The following is a 21,922-nucleotide window of genomic DNA, read 5'->3' on the forward strand; positions in this document are numbered from 1 at the left end:
AATAAATAATGCATCAAGATAAAGATCTCTCTACGTGGCAGACGTTTCGCCGACTCTGGCCGATGATCGCGCCTAACAAAGCGGGATTAATTGTGGCCTCTGTCGCCCTGATTATTAATGCTGCGGGCGACGCCTTAATGCTCTCCCTGTTGAAACCGTTACTGGATGATGGCTTTGGTAAGGCTGACAGGTCGGTGATGCTGTGGATGCCGCTGGTCGTTATTGGCCTGATGCTGGTTCGCGGAGTCACCAGTTATATCTCCAGCTACTGCATCTCCTGGGTCTCTGGCAATGTCGTGATGAATATCCGTCGTCGTCTGTTCAGCCATATGATGGGCATGCCGGTTTCATTTTTTGACCAGCAGTCGACCGGTACACTGCTGTCGCGCATTACCTACGATTCAGAGCAGGTTGCCTCTTCATCTTCGGGTGCACTGGTTACCGTAGTGCGTGAAGGTGCCTCGATCATTGGCCTGTTCATCATGATGTTCTACTACAGCTGGCAGCTGTCGTTAATCCTGATTGTCCTGGCACCTGTCGTCTCATTTGCAATCCGCACCGTATCTAAGCGCTTTCGCTCAATCAGTAAAAGTATGCAGAACACCATGGGGCAGGTGACAACCAGCGCCGAACAGATGCTGAAGGGGCACAAAGAAGTGCTGATCTTTGGCGGTCAGGAAATTGAGTCGGAGCGTTTTTCTCGCGTCAGTAACCGTATGCGCCAGCAGGGCATGAAACTGGTCTCAGCCTCTTCCATTTCCGATCCGGTCATTCAGCTGATCGCGTCACTGGCCCTGGCTTTTGTCCTCTATGCTGCCAGCTTCCCCAGCGTCATGGATACCCTGACAGCCGGGACTATCACCGTGGTTTTCTCCTCGATGATCGCCCTGATGCGTCCGCTCAAGTCTCTGACCAACGTCAATGCCCAGTTCCAGCGTGGCATGGCGGCCTGTCAGACGCTGTTCTCTATTCTGGATAGCGAGCAGGAAGTAGACAATGGCACGCGCGAAATCACCCGTGCGAAAGGGGATATCGAATTCCGTGATGTGACCTTTACCTATCCCGGTCGTGAAATTCCGGCACTGCGCAATATCAATCTGTCGCTACCGGCAGGTAAAACGGTGGCGCTGGTAGGCCGTTCTGGTTCCGGCAAGTCTACGATGGCGAGCCTGCTGACCCGCTTTTATGATATTCAGCAGGGCGAAATTCTGCTGGATGGTCATGATTTGCGCGAGTATACCCTGCGTTCGCTGCGTAATCAGGTGGCGCTGGTCTCGCAGAATGTGCATCTCTTTAACGACACCATTGCCAATAACATCGCGTATGCCCGCAGTGAGCAATATAGCCGTGCAGAGATCGAGCAGGCGGCCACCATGGCGCATGCGATGGACTTTATCAATAAAATGGATAAAGGCCTGGATACGGTGATTGGCGAGAACGGCGTGCTGTTATCTGGCGGTCAGCGTCAGCGTATCGCCATTGCCCGTGCGTTGCTGCGTGATTGTCCGATTCTGATCCTGGATGAAGCGACCTCTGCGCTGGATACCGAGTCAGAACGCGCTATTCAGTCTGCACTGGATGAGTTGCAGAAGAACCGTACCTCGCTGGTGATTGCGCACCGCCTCTCTACCATTGAGAAAGCCGATGAAATCGTGGTGATCGAAGATGGTCAGATTGTTGAACGCGGAACGCATCAGGTGCTGTTAGCAGAACGCGGTGCCTATGCACAGCTGCATAAGATGCAATTCGGCCAATGATAGAACGTATCTGGAGTGGTCGCTCTCCGTTATGGCTTCTGTTATGGCCATTCAGCCTGCTGTATGGTGCGATCACAGCCCTGATACGCTTCAGTTACAGGCGCGGCTGGCGTAAAAGCTGGCGTGCGCCTTTGCCGGTGGTGGTGGTGGGTAACCTGACTGCCGGTGGCAACGGTAAGACGCCAGTCGTGATCTGGCTGGTTGAGGCGTTGCAGCAGCGTGGCTTGCGGGCTGGTGTCGTCTCCAGAGGATATGGCGGCAAGGCAGACCACTATCCTTTGCTGGTCACGGCGCAGACCCCCACGCAACAGGCCGGTGATGAACCGGTACTGATCGCCCAGCGCACCGCAGCGCCGGTTGCGGTTGCGCCCAAAAGGCAACAGGCGATTGAGGCGTTACTGAAGCAGGGGCCGCTGGATGTGATTATCACTGACGACGGCCTGCAACATTATGCGCTACAGCGCGATTGCGAGATCGTGGTGGTTGATGGCGTTCGTCGCTTTGGAAATGGCTGGTGGTTACCTGCCGGTCCGATGCGTGAACGTGCCAATCGTCTGCGGCAGGTTGATGCCGTCATCATTAATGGCGGTGATGCCCTGGGTGACGAGATTGCGATGCAACTTCAGCCCGGACTCGCTACCAATCTGCTGACCGGGGAAACCCGTGCAACCGAGCAACTGGGCGCAGTGGTCGCCATGGCCGGTATCGGTCATCCTCCGCGCTTTTTTACCACGCTGAAAAAGCAGGGTATTACGCCGGTTGCAGAGATCGCCTTTGCCGATCATCACGCCTACAGTGAGGATGAGCTGACACGATTATTACAGCCGGGTCAGCAGCTATTAATGACTGAAAAGGACGCAGTGAAATGCCGTCACTTTGCGCAGCCTGACTGGTGGTATCTGCCGGTGGACGCTCATTTAACCGGTAAAGCCGTAACCCCGTTACTGGACGACATTGAACAACGCTGCCGTCGCCCGCACTGATACCTGCACCCATTCAGGTGAAGCCTGATAAGGAAGAGGATGAACACCCCGCATTCACTTTCGTTACAGCAAGCACGTCACCTTCATCTCGCCGCGCAGGGCCTTCTGCGCCCTCTGGCAAAACGCGCTGTTTATCAGGATCTGATTAACTGCATCTCCCGCATGTCACTGCTGCAAATCGACACCATCCATGTCGTGGCCCGCAGTCCTTATCTGGTGCTGTTCAGTCGCCTGGGAAACTATCCTCAGGCATGGCTGGAACAGGCGCTGGCACAGGGCGATTTCTTTGAGTACTGGGCGCACGAAGCCTGCTTTATTCCACGCGCCGATTACAGACTGCTTCGTCATCGCATGCTGTCGCCTGAACGTCTTGGCTGGAAATATAACGCGCAGTGGGTTGCTGACCACCAGCAGGCGATTACCGAATTACTGCAGCTGATTCAGCAAAACGGTCCGGTGCGCGCCGCTGATTTTACCCATGCGGATAATCCAAAGTCGGGATGGTGGGCATGGAAACCGCACAAACGCCATCTGGAAAACCTGTTTAGCGCCGGTGAGCTGATGGTCGCCGAACGCCGTAACTTTCAGCGTGTCTACGATCTGCGCAGTCGTGTCATGCCCGACTGGCAGGATGAAATACATGGCATCAGCGAAGCCGACGCCACCAGACAGATGCTGATGAACAGCGCCCGTAGCTTAGGAATTTTCCGCGCGGCCTGGCTGCCGGACTACTATCGCCTTAAACGGGCACCCCTGAACGACTTTATCTCTGATGCCCAGGCTGCGGGCGATCTGGTCGCCGTCAATACAGAGGGGCTGGGTGAAATGTGGCTGCATCGTGACTACTTACCATTGCTGGAGACGCCGCTGCAGGCAACGCACAGCGCGCTGCTGTCCCCGTTTGATCCGGTGGTCTGGGATCGCAAACGTGCGCTGGAGCTGTTCAGTTTTGATTATCGTATCGAATGTTACACCCCCGAGGAGAAGCGTAAATTTGGCTATTTCGTTTTGCCTATCCTTCATCGTGGGCAGATAAAAGGGCGGCTCGATGCCCGCATGCTGCGGCAGGCCAAACAGCTGGAGATTAAAAAACTCTGGCTGGAAGAGACGACCCGCGTCACGGCGCGCTTTGTGGTGGATATCCGGCGTGCGATTGAACGCTTCGCAGCCTGGCAGGGGGCAGAAAGCGTCACTATTCTGCAGGTACCCGATGCACTCAAAGACCACTGGCCAGCCCAGTGGCGGCTGGATTAATCAATTTTGCGGCAGCCGCTGCGGGAAGGCGTTTTACCCCATCCCGCCTGCGCCGCGCTATGGTATGCTTGATGCCTTAAGCATTCGGTTCCTGATGGAGGACATATGGATCATCGTTTACTCGAAATCGTTGCCTGCCCGGTGTGCAATGGCAAACTTTACTTCAACAATGCGCAGCAGGAGCTGATCTGCAAGCCTGATGGCCTGGCCTTCCCGGTTCGGGATGGCATTCCGGTGCTGCTGGAAACCGAAGCCCGTACCCTGTCAGTTGAAGAGATTCATCCATGAGTTTCACTGCCATCATTCCTGCGCGCTATGCGTCAACCCGGTTACCCGGCAAGCCGCTGCTCGATATTCACGGTAAACCGATGGTCGTGCATGTGATGGAACGCGCCCGTGAATCGGGTGCCAGCCGGGTCATTGTTGCTACCGATCATCCTGACGTAGCCAGAGCAGTGGAAGCGGCAGGCGGTGAAGTCTGCATGACGCGCGCCGATCACCAGTCCGGCACGGAGCGGCTGGCGGAAGTGATTGAAAAATATCAGTTTGCTGATGACGAAATCATCGTCAACGTGCAGGGTGATGAGCCGATGATCCCGGCAGAGATTGTGCGCCAGGTGGCGACCAATCTGGCGGGTTCAGCGGCCGGGATGGCAACGCTGGCGGTGCCAATCACCGATGTGGAAGAAGCCTTCAATCCAAACGCGGTGAAGGTGGTCATGGATGCGAATGGCTATGCGCTCTATTTCTCACGGGCAACCATTCCCTGGGATCGTGAACGCTATGCTGCCTCACGTGAGCAGATTGGCGATACGCTTCTGCGACACATCGGCATCTATGCCTACCGTGCCGGTTTTATTCGCCGCTATGTTGCCTGGGCGCCTTGTCCGCTTGAACAGATTGAGCTGCTCGAGCAACTGCGTGTCTTATGGTACGGTGAAAAAATTCATGTCGCCGTAGCAAAAACCATTCCCAGCGTGGGTGTGGATACGCCAGACGATTTGCAACGCGTCCGCAATGCCATGCAGGCCTGATACACGGGGAGTCAGCCTCCCCGTTTCAGCGCAACGATTGATCCGCCACTAAACTTATCGCCAGTACTTCCTTCAGGATATTGTGATACTCATCTGAGGAGGATGCCGCATGGAACAGCTTAAATCGGAACTCACGCTGGCGCTGGGTGAAAGCATCAGCCGCCTCGAATTAATCAGTGAACATCCACCTACCCGACTCTATGCCCTGTACGATCGGCAGGGGAACCCCATGCCGATGGTGGCAAAATATTTTCGTCATCAGGGGCGGGCAGCGCTGGAAGCCAGAAAGCTGGCATTACTGGGGCAGGCCGGATTGATCCCGGTGCCAGCGGTCTATGGTCTGGTGCTGAGCCAGCAGCCTCCGGTGCATGAAACGCTTCTGATGGCGAGACTGAATGGCGTGACGGCGGAGGTGCCTGCGCGGGATGCCCAGCGATGGCAACAGTTTTGCGAGCAGGCCGTCGAGGGTCTGCTGGCCTGGCACCGGCTCGACAGCCACGGTCTGGTCGGAACGGTAGACAGCACGCAGCAGAATTGCTGGCCGGCCTGGTATGCACAACGGGTTGAGGTATTGTGGTCGACCCTCAGCTATCTGCGGCCACCCGCATTAACGCTGGAAGATCGCCAGATTCTGTTTCGCTGCCGGTCGCGTCTGGCGTATTTTTTCCGCGACTTCGATGATCCCTGTGTGATGGTTCACGGCAACGTGCGGCTGCAGAGCATGCTGAAAAACAGCCGCAGCGACCAGTTAGTCGCGATGACACAGCCGGGCATGATTCTCTGGGCACCCCGTGAATATGACCTGATCCATCTGGATACCTCACCCGCCGAGACAGCGCTGCTGCACGACTACCTGCAACGGGCACCCGTCTCTGAGGGCTTTGTCTGGCGCCGGTGGGTTTATCAGCTGTGGGACTGCATCGAGCATCTTGTGCAGACTGGCACGTTTGATCGTCCGCGTTTTGACCATGCCCGTGCGCAACTACTTCCCTGGCTCGGCTGAGTCGGGTTCCTCACCTTTAAGTCGCTGCAGTAACGTGCCCAGCGTCTCATACACTGCCCGTTCGCTGTGGCTCAGCCAGATCGATGATGGTATCGCCCGTTCCCAGCCATTCAGCGGCGAGGTAATCGCCAGCTGATTGGCAGGCGCAGCAATCGGCTTCAGACCGACCGCGTGGAAAAAGCGTATCGCCCGCGGCATATGATTCGCTGAGGTGACCAGCAGCATCGGGCGATCGCCGACTACCGTTTTGACCGCCTGCGCTTCATCCGCGGTATCACGCGGTTGGTCCAGAATCTGAATATGTTCGCGCGGCACGCCCAGACTTTCTGCCACCTGAGCGGCTACCCAGGCGCTGCTCTTCGGATTGGTGCCACCAGCGGCACCGGTAAAAATCAGGGTCGACTGTTGATTGCGTTGCCATTGGCGAATACCTTCCGCCACGCGTGGCAGACTGTTATTCAGCAGGTTCGAGCTGGGTGCCCATGCCGGATTGAAGGTGTAGCCTCCACCCAGCACCACAATGTAGTCCACCTTCTCTGCGCCGTTCCAGGTCGGATAGCGGTTATCCAGCGGCAAAAGCAGCCGATCGGCTAGCGGTTGCAGGCTCAGCAGCAGCAGTAACAGCCAGCTGATGGAGATCACGGTTTTGCCGCTTTTTTGCCAGTCAGTAAACCAAAGCAGTAAAATGCCCAGCGCCATCAGCAAAAGCAGAAACGGCAAGGGTAAAAGCAGCCCGCCTATCACTTTTTTCAGGGTAAATAACATCGAAAACGCGTCCTGTTGTCCGAAAATAGAGCACCCGGAAGGGAAGATGGGGATGAAAGGTTCATTCTTCTGATGCCTGTGACAAAATAGCACAAGTCTCACCGCAGCATACCGGAGCGCATGCCATGCAGGATCGTAACTTTGACGATCTCGCGGATAAATTTTCGCAAAATATTTACGGCACCACCAAAGGGAAGATACGCCAGGCCATCCTCCGGGATGAGCTGGAGAAGATAGTGCCCGGCCTGTCACCCCATCCGCTGTCGGTACTGGATGCTGGCGGCGGTGTCGGCCAGGTCTCCAGCGGGCTGGCTGCACAGGGCCATCAGGTTCTGCTGTGCGACCTCTCTGCTGAGATGCTGCGCCGGGCCGCCGAAAATGCGTTGGCACAGGGTGTGAGCCACAACATGCAATTCAGACAAATTAGCGCGCAGCAGGTGGGCGAACATTTGGATAAGCCGGTGGATCTGGTATTGTTCCACGCTGTGCTTGAGTGGGTCGCTGAACCGGAGAAGGTGCTCAAAGCGCTGTTCGATCTGCTGCGTCCGGGGGGCGTCATGTCGCTGATGTTTTACAATCTGCACGGCCTGACATTGCGCACCCTAACGCTGGGTAACTTCGGCTATCTGCGCACCAACCTGACTAAACGCAAAAAACGAACCCTGTCGCCTGACTATCCGCGCGACCCCGAGCAGGTCTATCGCTGGCTGGAGGCGTGTGGCTTTGTGATTGAGCAGCGTGCCGGGATCCGGGTATTCAGTGACTACATGAAACCGCCGAAAGGCGAGCCAAAAAGCGACGACGAAATTATTGAGATGGAGCGGCGTTACTGCCGTCAGGAACCCTTTTTAAGCTTAGGGCGCTACATCCATGTGACCGCGCGTAAACCGGGGCAGAAGGACGAATTATGAGTGAATTTTCCCAGACGGTACCTGAACTGGTATCCTGGGCGCGCAAAAATGATTTTTCCCTTGCGCTGCCAGTGGAACGTCTGGCCTTTTTGCTGGCTATCGCCACCCTTAACGGTGAGCGGATGGATGGCGAAATGAGCGAAGGCGATCTGATTGACGCTTTCCGTCATGTCAGTAAAGCTTTTGAACAAACCCATGAAACCGTGTTGGTTCGTGCCAACAACGCCATCAACGACATGGTGCGTCAGCGCCTGCTCAACCGCTTTACCAGTGAACTCACCGAAGGCAATGCTATCTATCGGCTGACGCCGCTGGCGATCGGCATCACCGACTACTACATCCGTCAGCGTGAGTTTTCAACGCTGCGCCTGTCGATGCAGCTGTCGATTGTGGCCAGCGAGCTCAAGCGGGCAGCTGATGCCGCGCAGGAAAATGGCGATGAGTTTCACTGGCATCGCAATGTTTTCGCGCCGCTGAAATATTCGGTGGCGGAGATCTTCGACAGCATCGATATGACCCAGCGTCTGATGGATGAACAGCAGCAGGCGGTGAAAAACGATATCGCTGAACTGCTGAATAAAGACTGGCGTGCGGCGATCTCCAGCTGTGAAATGCTGCTCTCTGAAACCTCCGGGACGCTACGTGAACTGCAGGATACGCTGGAAGCGGCGGGCGACAAGCTTCAGGAAAACCTGCTGCGCATTCAGGATGCCACGCTGGACAGCCCGGACCTGGGCTTCGTCGATAAGCTGGTATTTGATCTGCAAAGCAAACTCGACCGTATTACCAGCTGGGGCCAGCAGGCGATTGACTTGTGGATCGGCTATGACCGGCACGTCCATAAATTTATTCGTACCGCCATCGACATGGATAAAAATCGCGTCTTTGCTCAGCGCCTGCGGGTATCGGTACAGAACTACTTCGACGCGCCCTGGGCGCTGACCTACGCCAATGCCGACCGCCTGTATGACATGCGCGATGAGGCACTGACGCTGCGGAATGACGAAGTGATGGGCGAACTGCCGCCAGAGATGGAATACGAAGAGATTAACGAAATTCGCGAACAGCTGGCAGCGATGATTGAAGAAGCGCTGCAGATCTACAAATCGCAACAAAAACCGCTCAACCTCGCGTCAGTGATGCGTGACTACCTGGCCCAGTATCCACGCGCCCGCCATTTCGACCTGGCGCGCATTGTGGTGGACCAGGCGGTACGCCTTGGCGTAGCGGAAGCTGATTTAGCCGGTTTGCCTGTGGAATGGCAAGCCATCAATGATTACGGAGCCAAGGTGCAGGCACATGTCATCGACAAATATTGAACAAGTGATGCCGGTTAAGCTGGCACAGGCACTGGCCAACCCGATTTTTCCCGCGCTGGACAGCCAGTTACGCGCCGGACGCCATATCGGAATTGAAGAGCTGGATAACCACGCTTTTCTGATGGACTACCAGTCATTTCTCGAAGAGTTTTACACCCGCTATAACGTTGAGTTAATTCGTGCGCCGGAAGGCTTTTTCTATCTGCGTCCGCGTTCAACCACACTGATTCCGCGTTCTGTGCTCTCTGAGCTGGACATGATGGTCGGGAAGATTCTCTGCTACCTCTATCTCAGCCCGGAACGCCTGGCGAATGAGGGGATCTTCACCCAGCAGGAGCTGTATGACGAACTGCTCTCGCTGGCCGACGAGAACCGTCTGTTGAAGCTGGTTAACCAGCGTTCGACCGGTTCGGATCTGGATCGCACGAAGCTGCAGGAGAAAGTGCGCGCCTCTCTGAGCCGCCTGCGCCGTCTTGGGATGGTGTGGTTCTTCGGTAACGACAGCAGCAAATTCCGTATTACGGAATCGGTGTTCCGCTTTGGTGCAGACGTGCGCGGCGGTGATGATGCCCGTGAAGCGCAGCTGCGCCTGATTCGTGATGGCGAAGCCATGCTACTGGAAAATGCGACTGCACCGATCGACACCGATGAAAGTGAAGGGCAGGAAGGCGACAGTGAGAACGCAGAGGAAGAACAGGCATGATTGAGCGCGGAAAGTTTCGTTCGCTTACGCTGATCAACTGGAACGGTTTTTTTGCCCGTACCTTTGATCTTGATGAATTAGTGACCACGCTGTCAGGCGGTAACGGTGCGGGTAAATCCACCACCATGGCGGCATTTGTCACCGCACTGATCCCCGATTTAACCCTGCTGCACTTCCGTAACACCACCGAAGCGGGCGCGACGTCGGGATCCCGTGATAAGGGTCTTCACGGTAAATTGCGGGCCGGCGTCTGCTACTCAATGCTGGACGTAGTGAACTCACGCCATCAGCGTGTGGTGGTCGGTGTGCGTCTGCAACAGGTTGCCGGACGCGATAAAAAGGTCGACATCAAGCCATTCAGTATCCACGGTTTGCCAACCGACACCAACCCGACCGACATGCTGACGGAAGTGCTTAACAGCCGTCAGGCACGCGTCTTACCGCTGAATGAGGTAAAAGAGCGGGTTGAGGCACAGGAAGGCGTGCAGTTCCGCGCTTATAACTCGGTGACGGATTATCACGCCATGCTGTTTGATCTGGGCGTGGTGCCGCGTCGTCTGCGCTCTGCCAGCGATCGCAGCAAGTTCTATCGTCTGATCGAAGCCTCGCTCTATGGCGGTATCTCCAGCGCCATCACCCGATCGCTGCGTGATTACCTGCTGCCTGAAAACAGCGGCGTGCGTAAAGCGTTCCAGGATATGGAAGCTGCGCTACGCGAAAACCGTATGACGCTGGAGGCGATCCGCGTTACCCAGTCCGACCGCGACCTCTTCAAGCATCTCATCTCCGAGGCGACCAGCTACGTGTCGGCTGACTACATGCGTCACGCCAACGAGCGCCGTGGACATCTCGACAGCGCATTACAGCTACGCGGTGAGCTGTTCAGCAGCCGTAAGCAACTCGCCACCGAGCAATATCGTCACGTGGAGATGGCGCGCGAGCTGGCGGAGCATAGTGGCGCAGAGAACGATCTCGAAGTCGATTATCAGGCTGCCAGCGATCACCTGAATCTGGTGCAGACGGCGATGCGGCAGCAGGAGAAGATTGAGCGCTACGATGCGGATATCGAAGATCTGACGCTGCGTCTGGAAGAGCAGACCGAAGTGGTTGCCGAAGCGCGCGAAATTCAGGAAGAGAATGAAGCGCGTGCCGAAGCGGCTGAGCTGGAAGTCGATGAGCTGAAAAGCCAGCTGGCCGATTTCCAGCAGGCACTCGACGTGCAGCAAACGCGCGCCATCCAGTATCAGCAGGCCTTGCAGGCGCTGGAACGCGCCCGCACGCTGTGCCAGTTGCCCGATCTGACCATCGATAACGCTGCAGAATGGCAGGAGAGCTTCCAGGCTAAAGAGGAAGAGGCGACAGAACGCCTGCTGCGCCTGGAGCAGAAGCTGAGCGTGGCCGAAGCCGCGCACAGTCAGTTTGAACAGGCGCTGGCGCTGGTGACCAGCATTGCCGGTGACGTGACCCGTCAGGATGCCTGGCAGACCGGCCGCGAACTGCTGCGTGATGCCAGCAATCAGCGTCATCACGCCGAACAGCTCTCGTCGCTCCGTCTGCGTCTCAATGAGCTGGAACAGCGCCTGCGCGAGCAGCATGAGGCGGAGCGGCTTCTGGCCGAGTTCTGCAAGCGTCAGGGGCAGCATTACGAAGCGGATGCGCTGGCTGGCCTGCAGCAGGAGCTTGAAGCGCAGATCGAACAGCTCAACAGCAGCGTCTCGGATGCCGGTGAGCAGCGCATGATGATGCGTCAGGAGCTGGAACAGCTGCGCGAACGCATCACCAGCCTGACCGCCCGTGCGCCACACTGGCTGGCGGCGCAGGAGATCCTGACCCAGCTCAGCGAACAGACCGGCCAGGCACTAAACAGCAGCCAGGACGTCACCGAATTTATGCAGCAACTGCTGGAGCGCGAGCGTGAAACCACCGTCGAGCGCGACGAAGTGGCGGCACGCAAACGTGATATCGAGCAGCAGATTGAGCGGCTCAGTCAGCCGGGCGGAGCGGAAGATGCGCGTCTGACCCAACTCGCCGAACGCTTTGGCGGCGTATTACTCTCTGAGATTTATGATGATGTGACCCTGGATGATGCGCCGTACTTCTCGGCACTCTATGGTCCGTCACGTCATGCGATCGTGGTGCCAGATCTCTCCCGCGTGCGTGAGATGCTGGATGGTCTGGAGGAGTGCCCGGAAGATCTCTATCTAATCGAGGGTGATCCGCAGTCATTCGATGACAGTGTCTTCAGCGTTGATGAGTTGCAGAATGCCGTCGTGGTGAAAGTGGCAGAGCGTCAGTGGCGCTACTCCCGCTTCCCGAAAATCCCGCTGTTTGGTCGCGCAGCGCGCGAAAATCAGCTGGAGCTGCTGCACCTTGAGCGCGACAAACTGGCTGAGCGTTACGCTACGTTGTCGTTCGATGTGCAGAAAACGCAGCGTCTGCATCAGTCATTCAGCCGCTTTATCGGCACACATCTGGCCGTTGCCTTTGATGCCGACCCGGAAGCGCAGATCCGTCAGCTGGGCGCGCGTCGGGGTGAACTGGAACGGGCGCTGAATCAGCATGAGAGCAATAATCAGCAGCAGCGGCAGCAGTATGAGCTGGCGAAAGAGGGCGTGTCGCAGTTAAACCGACTGCTGCCACGCGTCAACCTGCTGCTGGACGATACGCTGGGCGATCGCTGCGAAGAGATCCGTGAGCAGGTCGATGCGGCACAGGACGCGGCGCGCTTCCTGCATCAGCATGGCGCGAAGCTGGCGAAACTGGAACCGATCCTCGCCGTATTGCAGAGCGATCCGGAACAGCACGAGCAACTACAGGCGGATTATCAGCAGGCGCAGCAGCAGCAGCGTAACGCGCGTCAGCAGGCCTTTGCGCTGACAGAAGTGGTGCAGCGTCGCGCTCACTTCAGCTATGACGACTCTGCCAGCATGCTCAACGGCAACAACGACCTCAGCGATAAGCTGCGTCAGCGTCTTGAGCAGGCTGAGGGTGAACGCAGCCGCAGCCGCGATCGCCTGCGTGAACATCAAACACAGCTGACGCAATACTCGCAGGTGCTGGCTTCGCTGAAAAGCGCTTATGACGCCAAGCGCGACATGCTGAAAGAGTTGCAGCAGGAGATGCAGGACATTGGCGTCCAGGCTGACAGCAGCGCAGAGGAACGCGCGCGCGTTCGTCGTGACGAGCTTTACACTGCATTGAGCCACAACCGCGCCCGCCGCAATCAGCTGGAGAAACAGCTCACCTTCTGTGAAGCGGAGATGGATAACCTGCAGAAGCGCCTGCGTCAGCTGGAGCGTCAGTATCATCAGGTGCGTGAACAGGTGGTCAGCGCGAAAGCGGGCTGGTGTACCGTACTGCGTCTGGTTAAAGAGAATGGCGTTGAGCGCCGTCTGCATCGTCGTGAACTGGCTTATCTGAGCGGCGATGAGCTGCGTTCGATGTCGGATAAGGCGCTGGGTGCATTGCGTCTGGCGGTGGCGGATAACGAACATCTGCGCGACGTACTGCGGCTGTCGGAAGATCCAAAACGTCCTGAACGTAAGATTCAGTTCTTTATTGCGGTCTATCAGCATCTGCGTGAGCGTATTCGTCAGGATATTATTCGTACTGACGATCCGGTCGAAGCGATTGAGCAGATGGAAATCGAACTGAACCGTCTGACCGAAGAGCTGACCGCGCGTGAGCAGATGCTGGCGATCAGTTCACGCAGTGCGGCAAACATCATCCGCAAAACGATCCAGCGTGAACAGAACCGCATCCGCCAGCTCAACCAGGGGCTGCAGACCGTCAGCTTTGGTCAGGTCCGCAGCGTGCGGCTCAACGTGAACGTGCGTGAAACCCACGCTATGCTGCTGGATACGCTGTCAGAAGAGCATGAGCAGCATCAGGATCTGTTCAACAGCAACCGCCTGACCTTCTCTGAGGCGCTGGCGAAACTTTATCAGCGTCTTAATCCGCATATCGACATGGGTCAGCGGACGCCGCAGACCATTGGTGAGGAGCTGCTCGACTACCGCAACTATCTGGAAATGGAAGTTGAAGTTAACCGGGGTTCCGATGGCTGGCTGCGTGCAGAAAGCGGTGCGCTCTCAACGGGCGAGGCGATCGGTACCGGTATGTCGATTCTGGTGATGGTGGTGCAGAGCTGGGAAGAGGAGTCACGTCGTCTGCGCGGCAAAGATATTTCACCCTGCCGACTGCTGTTCCTGGATGAAGCGGCCCGTCTGGATGCCCGCTCCATCGCCACACTGTTTGAACTCTGTGAGCGACTGGAGATGCAGCTGGTGATTGCCGCGCCGGAGAATATCAGCCCGGAGAAAGGCACGACCTACAAACTGGTACGTAAAGTGTTTAATAACACCGAGCATGTGCATGTGGTCGGGCTGCGTGGTTTTGCGGCCGATCCTTCACCGGTGCGTGCGGTAAGCGAAGCCGATGCGCTACCCGATCTGACTGCTGAAAAATCGCAGGCCGAAACGTAGTCAAAAACTGAACCATTGGTTAATCTGATAACGGCATTTGTCCCATGAGGCAAATGCCGTTTTTGTTTGTATACTCACATTATGAGTCACGGCGCGGTCGCAGTGGATACAGGGAACATTGCGAAGTTGAAAGTTAAGGGGGCAGGGATGTTGCTGGTAAAAAAATTAAATCATCATCGCGTTTTATCATTGTTAGCGCTGGCGCTAACCGCTGTTCCATTTACGCTACCACAGGCCGCTGTCATCGCCGCGATGCCAGGGACAACGCAGGCGGCTATCTCCGTTTCTGAAAGTCAGCACCGCATCCGTCAGGCTTTTTCCAGTGCCGACCAGCCTTTTTATCTGGGACCGCTGGCAACGCTCTATGCGTCCCGCCACATGCAGCCGCTCTGGCAGGATGAGCAGGCGGTTCAGAAGTTTCAGCAGCAGCTGGCTGAGGTGGCTCTCTCTGGCGTCCAGCCGCAGTTCACGCGCTGGGTTGACCGTCTGACTAACCCGGCTATTACCGGCTTTGCCCGCGACGTCGCGCTCTCCGATGCCATGCTGGGCTACCTGCAGTTTGTCTCTAACGTGCCGACGCAGGGGGAAACCTGGCTCTACAGCAACGTTCCTTACAGGCTGACCCAGCCATCGGTAGCAGTGGTAAATCAGTGGCAAAACGCAGTTAATGCGGGTTCAGCTGACACGTTCATTGTCTCATTACAGCCGCAGCACCCACAGTATCAGCCCATGCACGCCGCGCTGAAAACACTGCTCAGCGATAAACAGCCATGGCCGCAACTAAAAAGCAGTGAAACCCTGCGTCCCGGTCAGGTCAGTGATGACGTTCCTGCTCTGCGTGAAATTCTGCAGCGCAGCGGTATGTTAACGGCGCAGGTTAACGCCCCCGCACCGGATGACGATGCGGTGCCTGTCGCGCCGTCGCCGGTGACGCACAGCGACCAGCCGGTCGCGGTGAGTCCTTCCGCCGCGCCAGTCACTAATCTGCTTACACCTTCGCCACAATCACCGGGTAACGTTCAGAGTTCGACGCTGGATGGGAATACCGCCAATATTTATGACGAGACGCTGGTGGCGGCGGTGAAGCGTTTCCAGCAGTGGCAGGGACTGGATGGCGATGGTGCTATCGGTGCCAGAACGCGTCAGTGGCTTAACGTCTCTCCGCAGATGCGTGCTTCTTTGCTGGCGCTGAATATTCAGCGCCTGCGCCTGCTGCCGGACGATATGCACAATGGCATCATGGTGAACATCGCCAACTACTCGCTGATCTACTACAACAACGGCAACAAGATTCTCTCATCGCGCGTCATCGTCGGTCGTCCCGATCGTAAAACGCCACTCATGCGCAGTGCGCTGAATAATGTCGTGCTTAACCCACCGTGGAATGTGCCGACAACGCTGGTGCGTAAAGACATTATTCCGAAAGTGAAGCAGGATCCAACCTATCTCTACAAGCATGGGTATACCCTGCTGTCAGGCTGGAGTGCAGACGCTGAAGTGATTGATCCCAGCATGATCGACTGGCGCATGGTCACCGCCTCATCGTTCCCTTACCGGTTGATTCAGGCTCCGGGCGTGGCGAATGCGCTGGGACGGTATAAATTTAATATGCCGAGTTCAGATGCAATCTACCTGCATGACACGCCAAACCATAACCTGTTCCAGCGTGATATCCGTGCACTCAGTTCAGGCTGTGTGCGGGTGAACAAAGCATCTGAACTGGCAGGGTTATTGTTGCAGGATGCGGGCTGGAATGACGCCCGAATTTCCAGCACGCTGAAAGAGGGTGACACCCGCTATGTGCCGATTCGCCACCGCATTCCGGTCAATCTCTATTATCTGACGGCGTGGGTCGCTGATGATGGCAAACCTCAGTTCCGTACAGATATTTACAATTACGATGACACTGCTCGTTCGGGCACTCAGGCCCTGAGTCGGGCCGAGCAATTGCTGCTCTAGTAATTGATTTTAAATCGTTCCCCCCGCAAATCCTCTTAACGAAAAATTTTATCAGATGGCGATCCCTCAGGGGATCGCCTCGCAAACTCATAGCAGATGGGTTGACGCTTCTCCGGGAGAAAGTTATGGTTCGGCCTGTGCGCTTTTTGCACATTTCTATGGCTTCGCTCTCAGGTAAACCGTTACATGTCTACTATTGATTCTTTTCGTCGCAAACTACTGCTGTGCGGTAGTGCCGCCGCCGGACTGGCATTATTGCCCGCTTCTGCAAGGGCCTCGCTCTCTACGTCTCGCCCGCGTGTATTGATGCTTAATAATCTTCATACCGGTGAAACCCTTAAAACTGAGTTTTTTAATGGTAAGAGTTACGATAAGGATGAGCTGTCACGATTAAATCATTTTTTCCGTGACTATCGTGCCAACAAAGTGAAAAGCATCGATCCACATCTGTTTGACCAGATTTTCCGCCTGCAGGCGCTGCTGGGTATACGTAAACCGATCCAGCTCGTTTCCGGCTATCGTTCACTGGCAACCAACAACATGTTACGTGAGAGTGGTCCGGGAGTAGCAAAGCACAGCTATCACACCAAAGGCCAGGCGATGGATTTTCATATTGAAGGGGTTTCGCTGGCGAATGTACGCAAAGCGGCGTTATCTCTGCGTGCGGGTGGTGTAGGATATTATCCCCGCAGTAACTTTGTACATATTGATACCGGTCCGATCAGGCACTGGTAGTGACACCGGCAACGCTGCGTGAGCCGGTCATGGAGCGTTATGAATTACCACATTATTCCTGTTACCGCTTTTGCCCAGAACTGCTCAGTGATCTGGTGCGATACGACTCGCGAAGCCGCACTGGTCGATCCAGGCGGCGATGCCGAACTGATCAAACAAACGCTGGAACAGCTAAAACTTAAACCCGCTCAGATTCTGCTGACACATGGACACCTTGATCATGTCGGGGCCGCTGTTGAACTGGCAGCGTTTTATCATATTCCGATTGTCGGACCGCAAAAGCGCGATGCCTTCTGGCTTGAAGCGCTGCCGACTCAGAGCCGGATGTTCGGACTTGACGAATGCGCACCTTTTATCCCCGATCGCTGGCTGGAAGAGGGAGAGAGCGTGCAGGTCGGGCTGACCACACTGGACGTTCTGCACTGCCCGGGACATTCACCTGGCCATGTCGTGTTCTTTGACCGTCCGGGACGGTTACTGATTTCAGGCGATGTGATTTTTAATGGTGGTGTTGGGCGTACTGACTTCCCACAGGGCGATCATCAGCAACTCATCGATGCCATCCACACAAAATTACTGCCGCTGGGCGATGATGTGACTTTTGTTCCTGGCCACGGCCCGATTTCCACACTGGGGCATGAACGCATCAGTAATCCTTTCCTGCAGTAAACAATCTGTCATTTTATCTGAAATAAAAAAATGGGCCTGATGGCCCATTTTTTTCGTCGTCAGCGTTACAGCACGGCGACAATCGCTTCGCACAGCGCCGACATATTGTCTGGCGTCATGCCCGCCACATTCACGCGGCCTGAGTTAACGGCATAGACACCGAACTCTTCACGCAGGCGAATCACCTGGTCTTTGGTCAGGCCACTGAAGGAGAACATGCCGTTCTGTTTAATAATAAAGCTGAAGTCACGCTGCGCGCCTTTTTCCGCCAGGGTGTTCACAAACAGCTGACGCATGCGTTGAATGCGCTGACGCATATCTGACAGCTCCTGCTCCCAGATGGTACGCAGCGCGTCGTTACCGAGAATGGTGGCGACAACAGCAGCACCATGCGCCGGTGGGTTGGAGTAGTTGGCACGAATGGTGTATTTCACCTGGCTGAATGCGGTTTCTGCTACGCCGGCGTCGGCCGCTACCAGCGTGATGGCACCCACGCGCTCATTGTAGAGACCAAAATTCTTCGAGTATGAGCTGGCGACGATCAGCTCCTGATGTGACGCGGCAAAAATACGAAGGCCTTCTGCATCTTCATCCAGACCACGGGCAAAGCCCTGGTAGGCGAAATCGAACAACGGTAACCAGCCATTAGTCTGTGACAGCTGCGCCAGCTGCTGCCACTGCTCAGCCGTCGGGTCGATACCGGTCGGGTTATGGCAGCAGCCATGGAACAACACCACGTCGCCAGGCTGAACCTGCTGCAGTGACGCCAGCATCCCCTCGAAATCCAGCGTATGGTTTGCTGCGTCATAGTAATGGTATTCACAGACTTCAAGACCGGCAGCATTGAATACGTTGTTGTGATTCGGCCAGCTCGGATTGCTGATCCAGACCCGCTTTACAGAGGTCTGCGTGGCGAGGAAATCTGCTGCTACACGTAACGCACCTGTGCCACCTGGCGTCTGAGCCGTGCGGGCGCGGCCTGCGGTGATCAGCGGGCTTTGATTGCCGAACAGCAGGGCCTGTGTGCAGCGGGCAAAATCAGCCAGACCATCAATGCTGAGATAGTTTTTCGTGGTTTCGTTTTCCAGCAGGTATTGCTCAGCTTTTTTAACACTGGTCAGTACCGGGGTCTTGCCGGTTTCGTCTTTGTAGACGCCGATGCCCAGGTTGATTTTTTCAGGGCGGTCGTCAGCACGAAACAGATCGGCCAGCCCGAGAATAGGATCGGCGGGTGCAGCAGAGATCGATTCAAACATGTGTCAGGTCCATTAGCGTGAACGTAAGCAAGAGAGCTGTCAGGGTAGCGCCCGGCCAGGCAAATGCCAACCGTTTGCGAGACAAAATCGACTATTTTGCGGCTTTGATTTTGCTATCAGGAGAAGCTGAGGTTAACGCTGAGCAAAAGGACGGGAAGAAACGCGGACAAGCTAAATAACAGCCATAAAAAAACGGGGCCTGAGCCCCGTTTTTCAACATGCTTAAAGCAGAATTAGAACTGGTAAACCAGGCCTACGCCTACGGTGTCATCAGTATTCAGACCCAGACGGTTGTTGTCATCCAGCTGGTTGATCTGATAGTCCACATAGGTAGACATGTTTTTGTTGAAGTAATACGTCGCGCCAACGTCGATGTATTTAACCAGGTCAGCATCGCCCACGCCTTCAATATCCTTGCCTTTAGACTGCACGTAAGCAACGGAAGGACGCAGACCGAAGTCGAACTGGTACTGTGCAACCAGCTCAATGTTCTGAGCCTTATTAGCGAATGCAGTCGTGGTGGTACCAGGAGCAATTGTCAGATCGAATGGCGTTGAATTACGGGTTTCACCGTAGTAAGCGGCCAGATAAACATTGTTCGCGTCATATTTCAGACCGGTTGCCCAGTTTTCAGCGCGCTTGCCCTGACCAACAACAGTACCGTTAGCGGCTACACCGGCTGCCTGTGCATCAGTACGATCGCTGCTGCTATAAGCACCAACAATACCTACGCCGATTGGTGAAACGTAAGAGGTTGAGAGGCCCCAGCCATCGCCATTTGAACGACGAATTTCGTCACGTTCGTTTTTGCCCTGATACTGAACGGCAAAATCCCAGCCATCTACCAGACCAAAGAAGTTGGTGTTGCGGTAGGTCAGCAAGCCGGTGCTACGACCGTTCATGAAGTTATCTGAGTAACCTGAGTCGCCACCAAACTCTGGCAGCATATCTGTCCAGCCGATTGCATCATAAACCACACCATAGTTACGGCCGTAGTCGATTGAGCCAGCGTCACCAAATTTCAGGCCGGCGAAGCCCAGACGTGTTTTGTTACCGTCTTGCGCGTCAGACCCTTCAGAGTTGTTAGCCTGAATGTTGTATTCCCACTGGCCGTAACCGGTCAGTTGGTCATTAATTTGAGTTTCACCTTTGAAGCCGAAACGAACGTATGACTTGTCGCCATCGTTGCCATCGTTATCAGAGAAGTAGTGCAGGCCGACTGCTTTACCGTACAGGTCCAGTTTGTTGCCGTCTTTGTTATAGATTTCTGCAGCATTTGCTGCGCCGGCGGCTAACAGAGCAGGGATAACCACTGCAAGAATATTGCGCTTCATCATTATTCATTACCCTCATTGGAGTTATTTGTACACCTGCCACTGCCGTCAGGAAATCTTTACAGAACCCTGAGCGAAGTTTGGTGTCTTCCTGTGTCTGCACGCATCTTTCCATCCAACCCGCCGTAATTCTAGCGCTTAAATGCTACTAAACTCGTAATCTGGTTTCTAAAGGAAAATATGTATTACAAAATGTAAAAAAGACGGAACTTTGTGAGAGAACTCAAAATTTACAAAAATAAAAAAAGGCCGGCAGTGCCGACCTCTTTATATATATGATTTTCTTATATTTAATGCCGAATATCAGAAACTCGCATTGCGAGGAGTGCGTGGGAAGGGGATAACGTCCCTGACATTCTGCACGCCAGTCACATAGGCGATTAAACGTTCAAAGCCCAGACCAAAGCCAGAATGCGGCACAGTACCGTAGCGACGCAGGTCACGATACCACCAGTAATCCTCTTTATTCAGCCCCATCTCTTCCAGACGCGCATCCAACACATCCAGACGCTCTTCACGCTGTGAACCGCCGATGATCTCACCAATGCCCGGTGCCAGAACGTCCATCGCCGCCACGGTTTTGCCATCCTCGTTCAGGCGCATGTAGAACGCTTTGATGTCTTTCGGATAGTTTTTCACCACCACCGGCGCTTTAAAGTGTTTCTCCGCCAGGTAACGCTCATGCTCTGAGGAGAGATCGATACCCCAGGAAACCGGATTCTCGAAGGTCTGACCGCAGTTCATCAGGATCTCAACCGCATCGGTATAGTCGACCTGGGCAAAATCGGTGGTAATGAAACGCTGAAGACGTTCAACCGAGTCTTTATCCACGCGCTCAGCGAAGAACGCCATGTCATCGGCACGCTCTTCCAGCACCGCGTTGAAGACATACTTCAGCATTGCTTCGGCCAGTGCAGCCGCATCATCCAGTGAGGCAAACGCAATTTCCGGCTCCAGCATCCAGAATTCTGCCAGATGGCGGCTGGTATTGGAGTTCTCTGCGCGGAACGTCGGGCCGAAGGTGTAGATCTTCGACAGGGCGCTGGCATAGGTTTCGCCGTTCAGCTGACCGGAAACGGTCAGGAAGGCTTCTTTGCCAAAGAAATCTTCGCTGAAGTCAACTTTGCCCTGATCGTTACGCGGCAGGTTTTCCATATCCAGCGTCGAGACACGGAACATCTCGCCAGCTCCTTCGGTATCGGAGGCAGTGATCAGCGGGGTAGAAACCCAGAAATAGCCATTTTCATGGAAGAAGCGATGCAGCGCCTGCGCCAGAGTATGGCGAACGCGGGCGACCGCGCCGATCAGGTTAGTGCGCGGACGCAGGTGCGCCACTTCGCGCAGATACTCGATGCTGTGGCGTTTTGCCGCCATCGGGTAGCTGTCCGGATCTTCGACCCAGCCGACCACTTCCAGGCTGGTCGCCTGAATTTCAAACGCCTGGCCCTGACCTGGTGATGCCACCACTTTACCGGTGACGATAACGGAACAGCCCGTGGTCAGACGCAGCACTTCATCCTGATAATTATTCAGAGAATTATTGACGACAGCCTGAACGGGATTAAAGCAGGAGCCGTCATAGACAGCGATGAAGGAAAGACCGGCTTTGGAATCTCTTCGGGTACGCACCCAACCACGTACGGTGACTTCACTGTCAACCGCGACGCGACCGTGCAGTACGTCCGCTACAGGCACTACGCTCATAAATATCTCTCTATATAGAAGAAGTGAGTTAAAAGTTGCCCCATCCGGGGTT

Annotated in this window: 17 protein-coding genes; 13 read left to right on the forward strand and 4 right to left on the reverse strand. The window is 55.4% G+C overall.

Translation table 11 applies throughout. The features are described from left to right. Positions 1–8 precede the first annotated feature (8 nt). The 6 genes from msbA (at position 9) to F3I44_RS02565 (ending at position 6,031) form a co-directional block, all read left to right on the forward strand. Positions 9–1,757, forward strand: coding sequence for a lipid A ABC transporter ATP-binding protein/permease MsbA (msbA, locus tag F3I44_RS02540; RefSeq protein WP_150009905.1), 1,749 nt, complete (start codon positions 9–11; stop codon positions 1,755–1,757). After that, complete coding sequence (gene lpxK / locus F3I44_RS02545) at positions 1,754–2,740, forward strand: tetraacyldisaccharide 4'-kinase (protein WP_150009903.1); 987 nt, start codon at positions 1,754–1,756, stop codon at positions 2,738–2,740. The genes msbA and lpxK overlap by 4 nt, the downstream gene beginning before the upstream one ends. A gap of 39 nt (positions 2,741–2,779) precedes the next feature. Further along, complete coding sequence (locus tag F3I44_RS02550) at positions 2,780–3,994, forward strand: winged helix-turn-helix domain-containing protein (protein ID WP_150009901.1); 1,215 nt, start codon at positions 2,780–2,782, stop codon at positions 3,992–3,994. A 105-nt stretch (positions 3,995–4,099) separates the two neighbouring features. After that, entirely contained in the window at positions 4,100–4,282 is a 183-nt protein-coding gene (locus F3I44_RS02555) for a Trm112 family protein (protein WP_003849374.1), read from the forward strand. Further along, on the forward strand, positions 4,279–5,028 hold the full coding sequence (gene kdsB, locus F3I44_RS02560) for a 3-deoxy-manno-octulosonate cytidylyltransferase (RefSeq protein ID WP_150009899.1): 750 nt from the start codon (positions 4,279–4,281) through the stop codon (positions 5,026–5,028). The genes F3I44_RS02555 and kdsB overlap by 4 nt, the downstream gene beginning before the upstream one ends. Before the next feature lie 109 nt (positions 5,029–5,137). Next, on the forward strand, positions 5,138–6,031 hold the full coding sequence (locus F3I44_RS02565) for a phosphotransferase (RefSeq protein ID WP_150009897.1): 894 nt from the start codon (positions 5,138–5,140) through the stop codon (positions 6,029–6,031). On the opposite strand, the gene elyC is transcribed toward F3I44_RS02565, so the two are convergent. Beyond that, positions 6,011–6,796, reverse strand: a complete 786-nt coding sequence (gene elyC, locus F3I44_RS02570) for an envelope biogenesis factor ElyC (protein WP_150009895.1) — start codon at positions 6,794–6,796, stop codon at positions 6,011–6,013. The genes F3I44_RS02565 and elyC overlap by 21 nt on opposite strands. A gap of 125 nt (positions 6,797–6,921) precedes the next feature. Here elyC and cmoM point away from each other — a divergent pair, with 125 nt between their 5' ends. The 7 genes from cmoM (at position 6,922) to F3I44_RS02605 (ending at position 17,576) form a co-directional block, all read left to right on the forward strand. Next, entirely contained in the window at positions 6,922–7,707 is a 786-nt protein-coding gene (gene cmoM, locus F3I44_RS02575; protein ID WP_150009893.1) for a tRNA uridine 5-oxyacetic acid(34) methyltransferase CmoM, read from the forward strand. Continuing rightward, positions 7,704–9,026 (forward strand): chromosome partition protein MukF, encoded by a 1,323-nt coding sequence (gene mukF / locus F3I44_RS02580; protein ID WP_150009891.1) that lies wholly within the window; start codon positions 7,704–7,706, stop codon positions 9,024–9,026. The genes cmoM and mukF overlap by 4 nt, the downstream gene beginning before the upstream one ends. Continuing rightward, positions 9,007–9,729 (forward strand): chromosome partition protein MukE, encoded by a 723-nt coding sequence (gene mukE, locus F3I44_RS02585; protein WP_147788446.1) that lies wholly within the window; start codon positions 9,007–9,009, stop codon positions 9,727–9,729. The genes mukF and mukE overlap by 20 nt, the downstream gene beginning before the upstream one ends. Next, a complete protein-coding gene (mukB, locus tag F3I44_RS02590; protein ID WP_150009889.1) occupies positions 9,726–14,213 on the forward strand; it encodes a chromosome partition protein MukB in 4,488 nt (1,495 codons plus the stop codon). Before mukE ends, mukB begins: the two co-directional genes overlap by 4 nt. Positions 14,214–14,360: 147 nt before the next feature. Next, positions 14,361–16,172 carry a L,D-transpeptidase gene (gene ldtD / locus F3I44_RS02595; RefSeq protein WP_150009887.1) on the forward strand — a complete coding sequence of 604 codons (1,812 nt, stop codon included), beginning with the start codon at positions 14,361–14,363 and terminating at the stop codon, positions 16,170–16,172. A gap of 186 nt (positions 16,173–16,358) precedes the next feature. Further along, positions 16,359–16,907 carry a YcbK family protein gene (locus F3I44_RS02600; RefSeq protein ID WP_150009885.1) on the forward strand — a complete coding sequence of 183 codons (549 nt, stop codon included), beginning with the start codon at positions 16,359–16,361 and terminating at the stop codon, positions 16,905–16,907. A 39-nt stretch (positions 16,908–16,946) separates the two neighbouring features. After that, complete coding sequence (locus F3I44_RS02605) at positions 16,947–17,576, forward strand: MBL fold metallo-hydrolase (protein ID WP_150009883.1); 630 nt, start codon at positions 16,947–16,949, stop codon at positions 17,574–17,576. Positions 17,577–17,641: 65 nt separating this feature from the next. Here the strand turns inward: F3I44_RS02605 and F3I44_RS02610 are convergent, their stop codons facing one another. From F3I44_RS02610 to asnS, 3 genes are all read right to left on the reverse strand, one after another. Next, positions 17,642–18,832, reverse strand: coding sequence for an amino acid aminotransferase (locus F3I44_RS02610; protein ID WP_150009881.1), 1,191 nt, complete (start codon positions 18,830–18,832; stop codon positions 17,642–17,644). 233 nt (positions 18,833–19,065) lie between these two features. Beyond that, positions 19,066–20,169: a porin OmpF gene (gene ompF / locus F3I44_RS02615; RefSeq protein WP_304621872.1), complete on the reverse strand. Its 1,104-nt coding sequence runs from the start codon at positions 20,167–20,169 to the stop codon at positions 19,066–19,068. A gap of 300 nt (positions 20,170–20,469) precedes the next feature. Then, complete coding sequence (gene asnS / locus F3I44_RS02620) at positions 20,470–21,870, reverse strand: asparagine--tRNA ligase (protein WP_150009879.1); 1,401 nt, start codon at positions 21,868–21,870, stop codon at positions 20,470–20,472. Positions 21,871–21,922: the final 52 nt, after the last annotated feature.

Origin of the sequence: Pantoea sp. F_5 (genome assembly GCF_008631595.1) — a bacterium.
GTDB lineage: Bacteria > Pseudomonadota > Gammaproteobacteria > Enterobacterales > Enterobacteriaceae > Pantoea > Pantoea gossypiicola.

Coding starts and splice junctions, on each gene's coding strand:
- msbA (WP_150009905.1), top strand. CDS start 9: ATGCATCAAGATAAAGATCTCTCTACGTGGCAGACGTTTCGCCGACTC.
- lpxK (WP_150009903.1), top strand. CDS start 1,754: ATGATAGAACGTATCTGGAGTGGTCGCTCTCCGTTATGGCTTCTGTTA.
- F3I44_RS02550 (WP_150009901.1), top strand. CDS start 2,780: ATGAACACCCCGCATTCACTTTCGTTACAGCAAGCACGTCACCTTCAT.
- F3I44_RS02555 (WP_003849374.1), top strand. CDS start 4,100: ATGGATCATCGTTTACTCGAAATCGTTGCCTGCCCGGTGTGCAATGGC.
- kdsB (WP_150009899.1), top strand. CDS start 4,279: ATGAGTTTCACTGCCATCATTCCTGCGCGCTATGCGTCAACCCGGTTA.
- F3I44_RS02565 (WP_150009897.1), top strand. CDS start 5,138: ATGGAACAGCTTAAATCGGAACTCACGCTGGCGCTGGGTGAAAGCATC.
- elyC (WP_150009895.1), bottom strand. CDS start 6,796: ATGTTATTTACCCTGAAAAAAGTGATAGGCGGGCTGCTTTTACCCTTG.
- cmoM (WP_150009893.1), top strand. CDS start 6,922: ATGCAGGATCGTAACTTTGACGATCTCGCGGATAAATTTTCGCAAAAT.
- mukF (WP_150009891.1), top strand. CDS start 7,704: ATGAGTGAATTTTCCCAGACGGTACCTGAACTGGTATCCTGGGCGCGC.
- mukE (WP_147788446.1), top strand. CDS start 9,007: ATGTCATCGACAAATATTGAACAAGTGATGCCGGTTAAGCTGGCACAG.
- mukB (WP_150009889.1), top strand. CDS start 9,726: ATGATTGAGCGCGGAAAGTTTCGTTCGCTTACGCTGATCAACTGGAAC.
- ldtD (WP_150009887.1), top strand. CDS start 14,361: ATGTTGCTGGTAAAAAAATTAAATCATCATCGCGTTTTATCATTGTTA.
- F3I44_RS02600 (WP_150009885.1), top strand. CDS start 16,359: ATGTCTACTATTGATTCTTTTCGTCGCAAACTACTGCTGTGCGGTAGT.
- F3I44_RS02605 (WP_150009883.1), top strand. CDS start 16,947: ATGAATTACCACATTATTCCTGTTACCGCTTTTGCCCAGAACTGCTCA.
- F3I44_RS02610 (WP_150009881.1), bottom strand. CDS start 18,832: ATGTTTGAATCGATCTCTGCTGCACCCGCCGATCCTATTCTCGGGCTG.
- ompF (WP_304621872.1), bottom strand. CDS start 20,169: ATGATGAAGCGCAATATTCTTGCAGTGGTTATCCCTGCTCTGTTAGCC.
- asnS (WP_150009879.1), bottom strand. CDS start 21,870: ATGAGCGTAGTGCCTGTAGCGGACGTACTGCACGGTCGCGTCGCGGTT.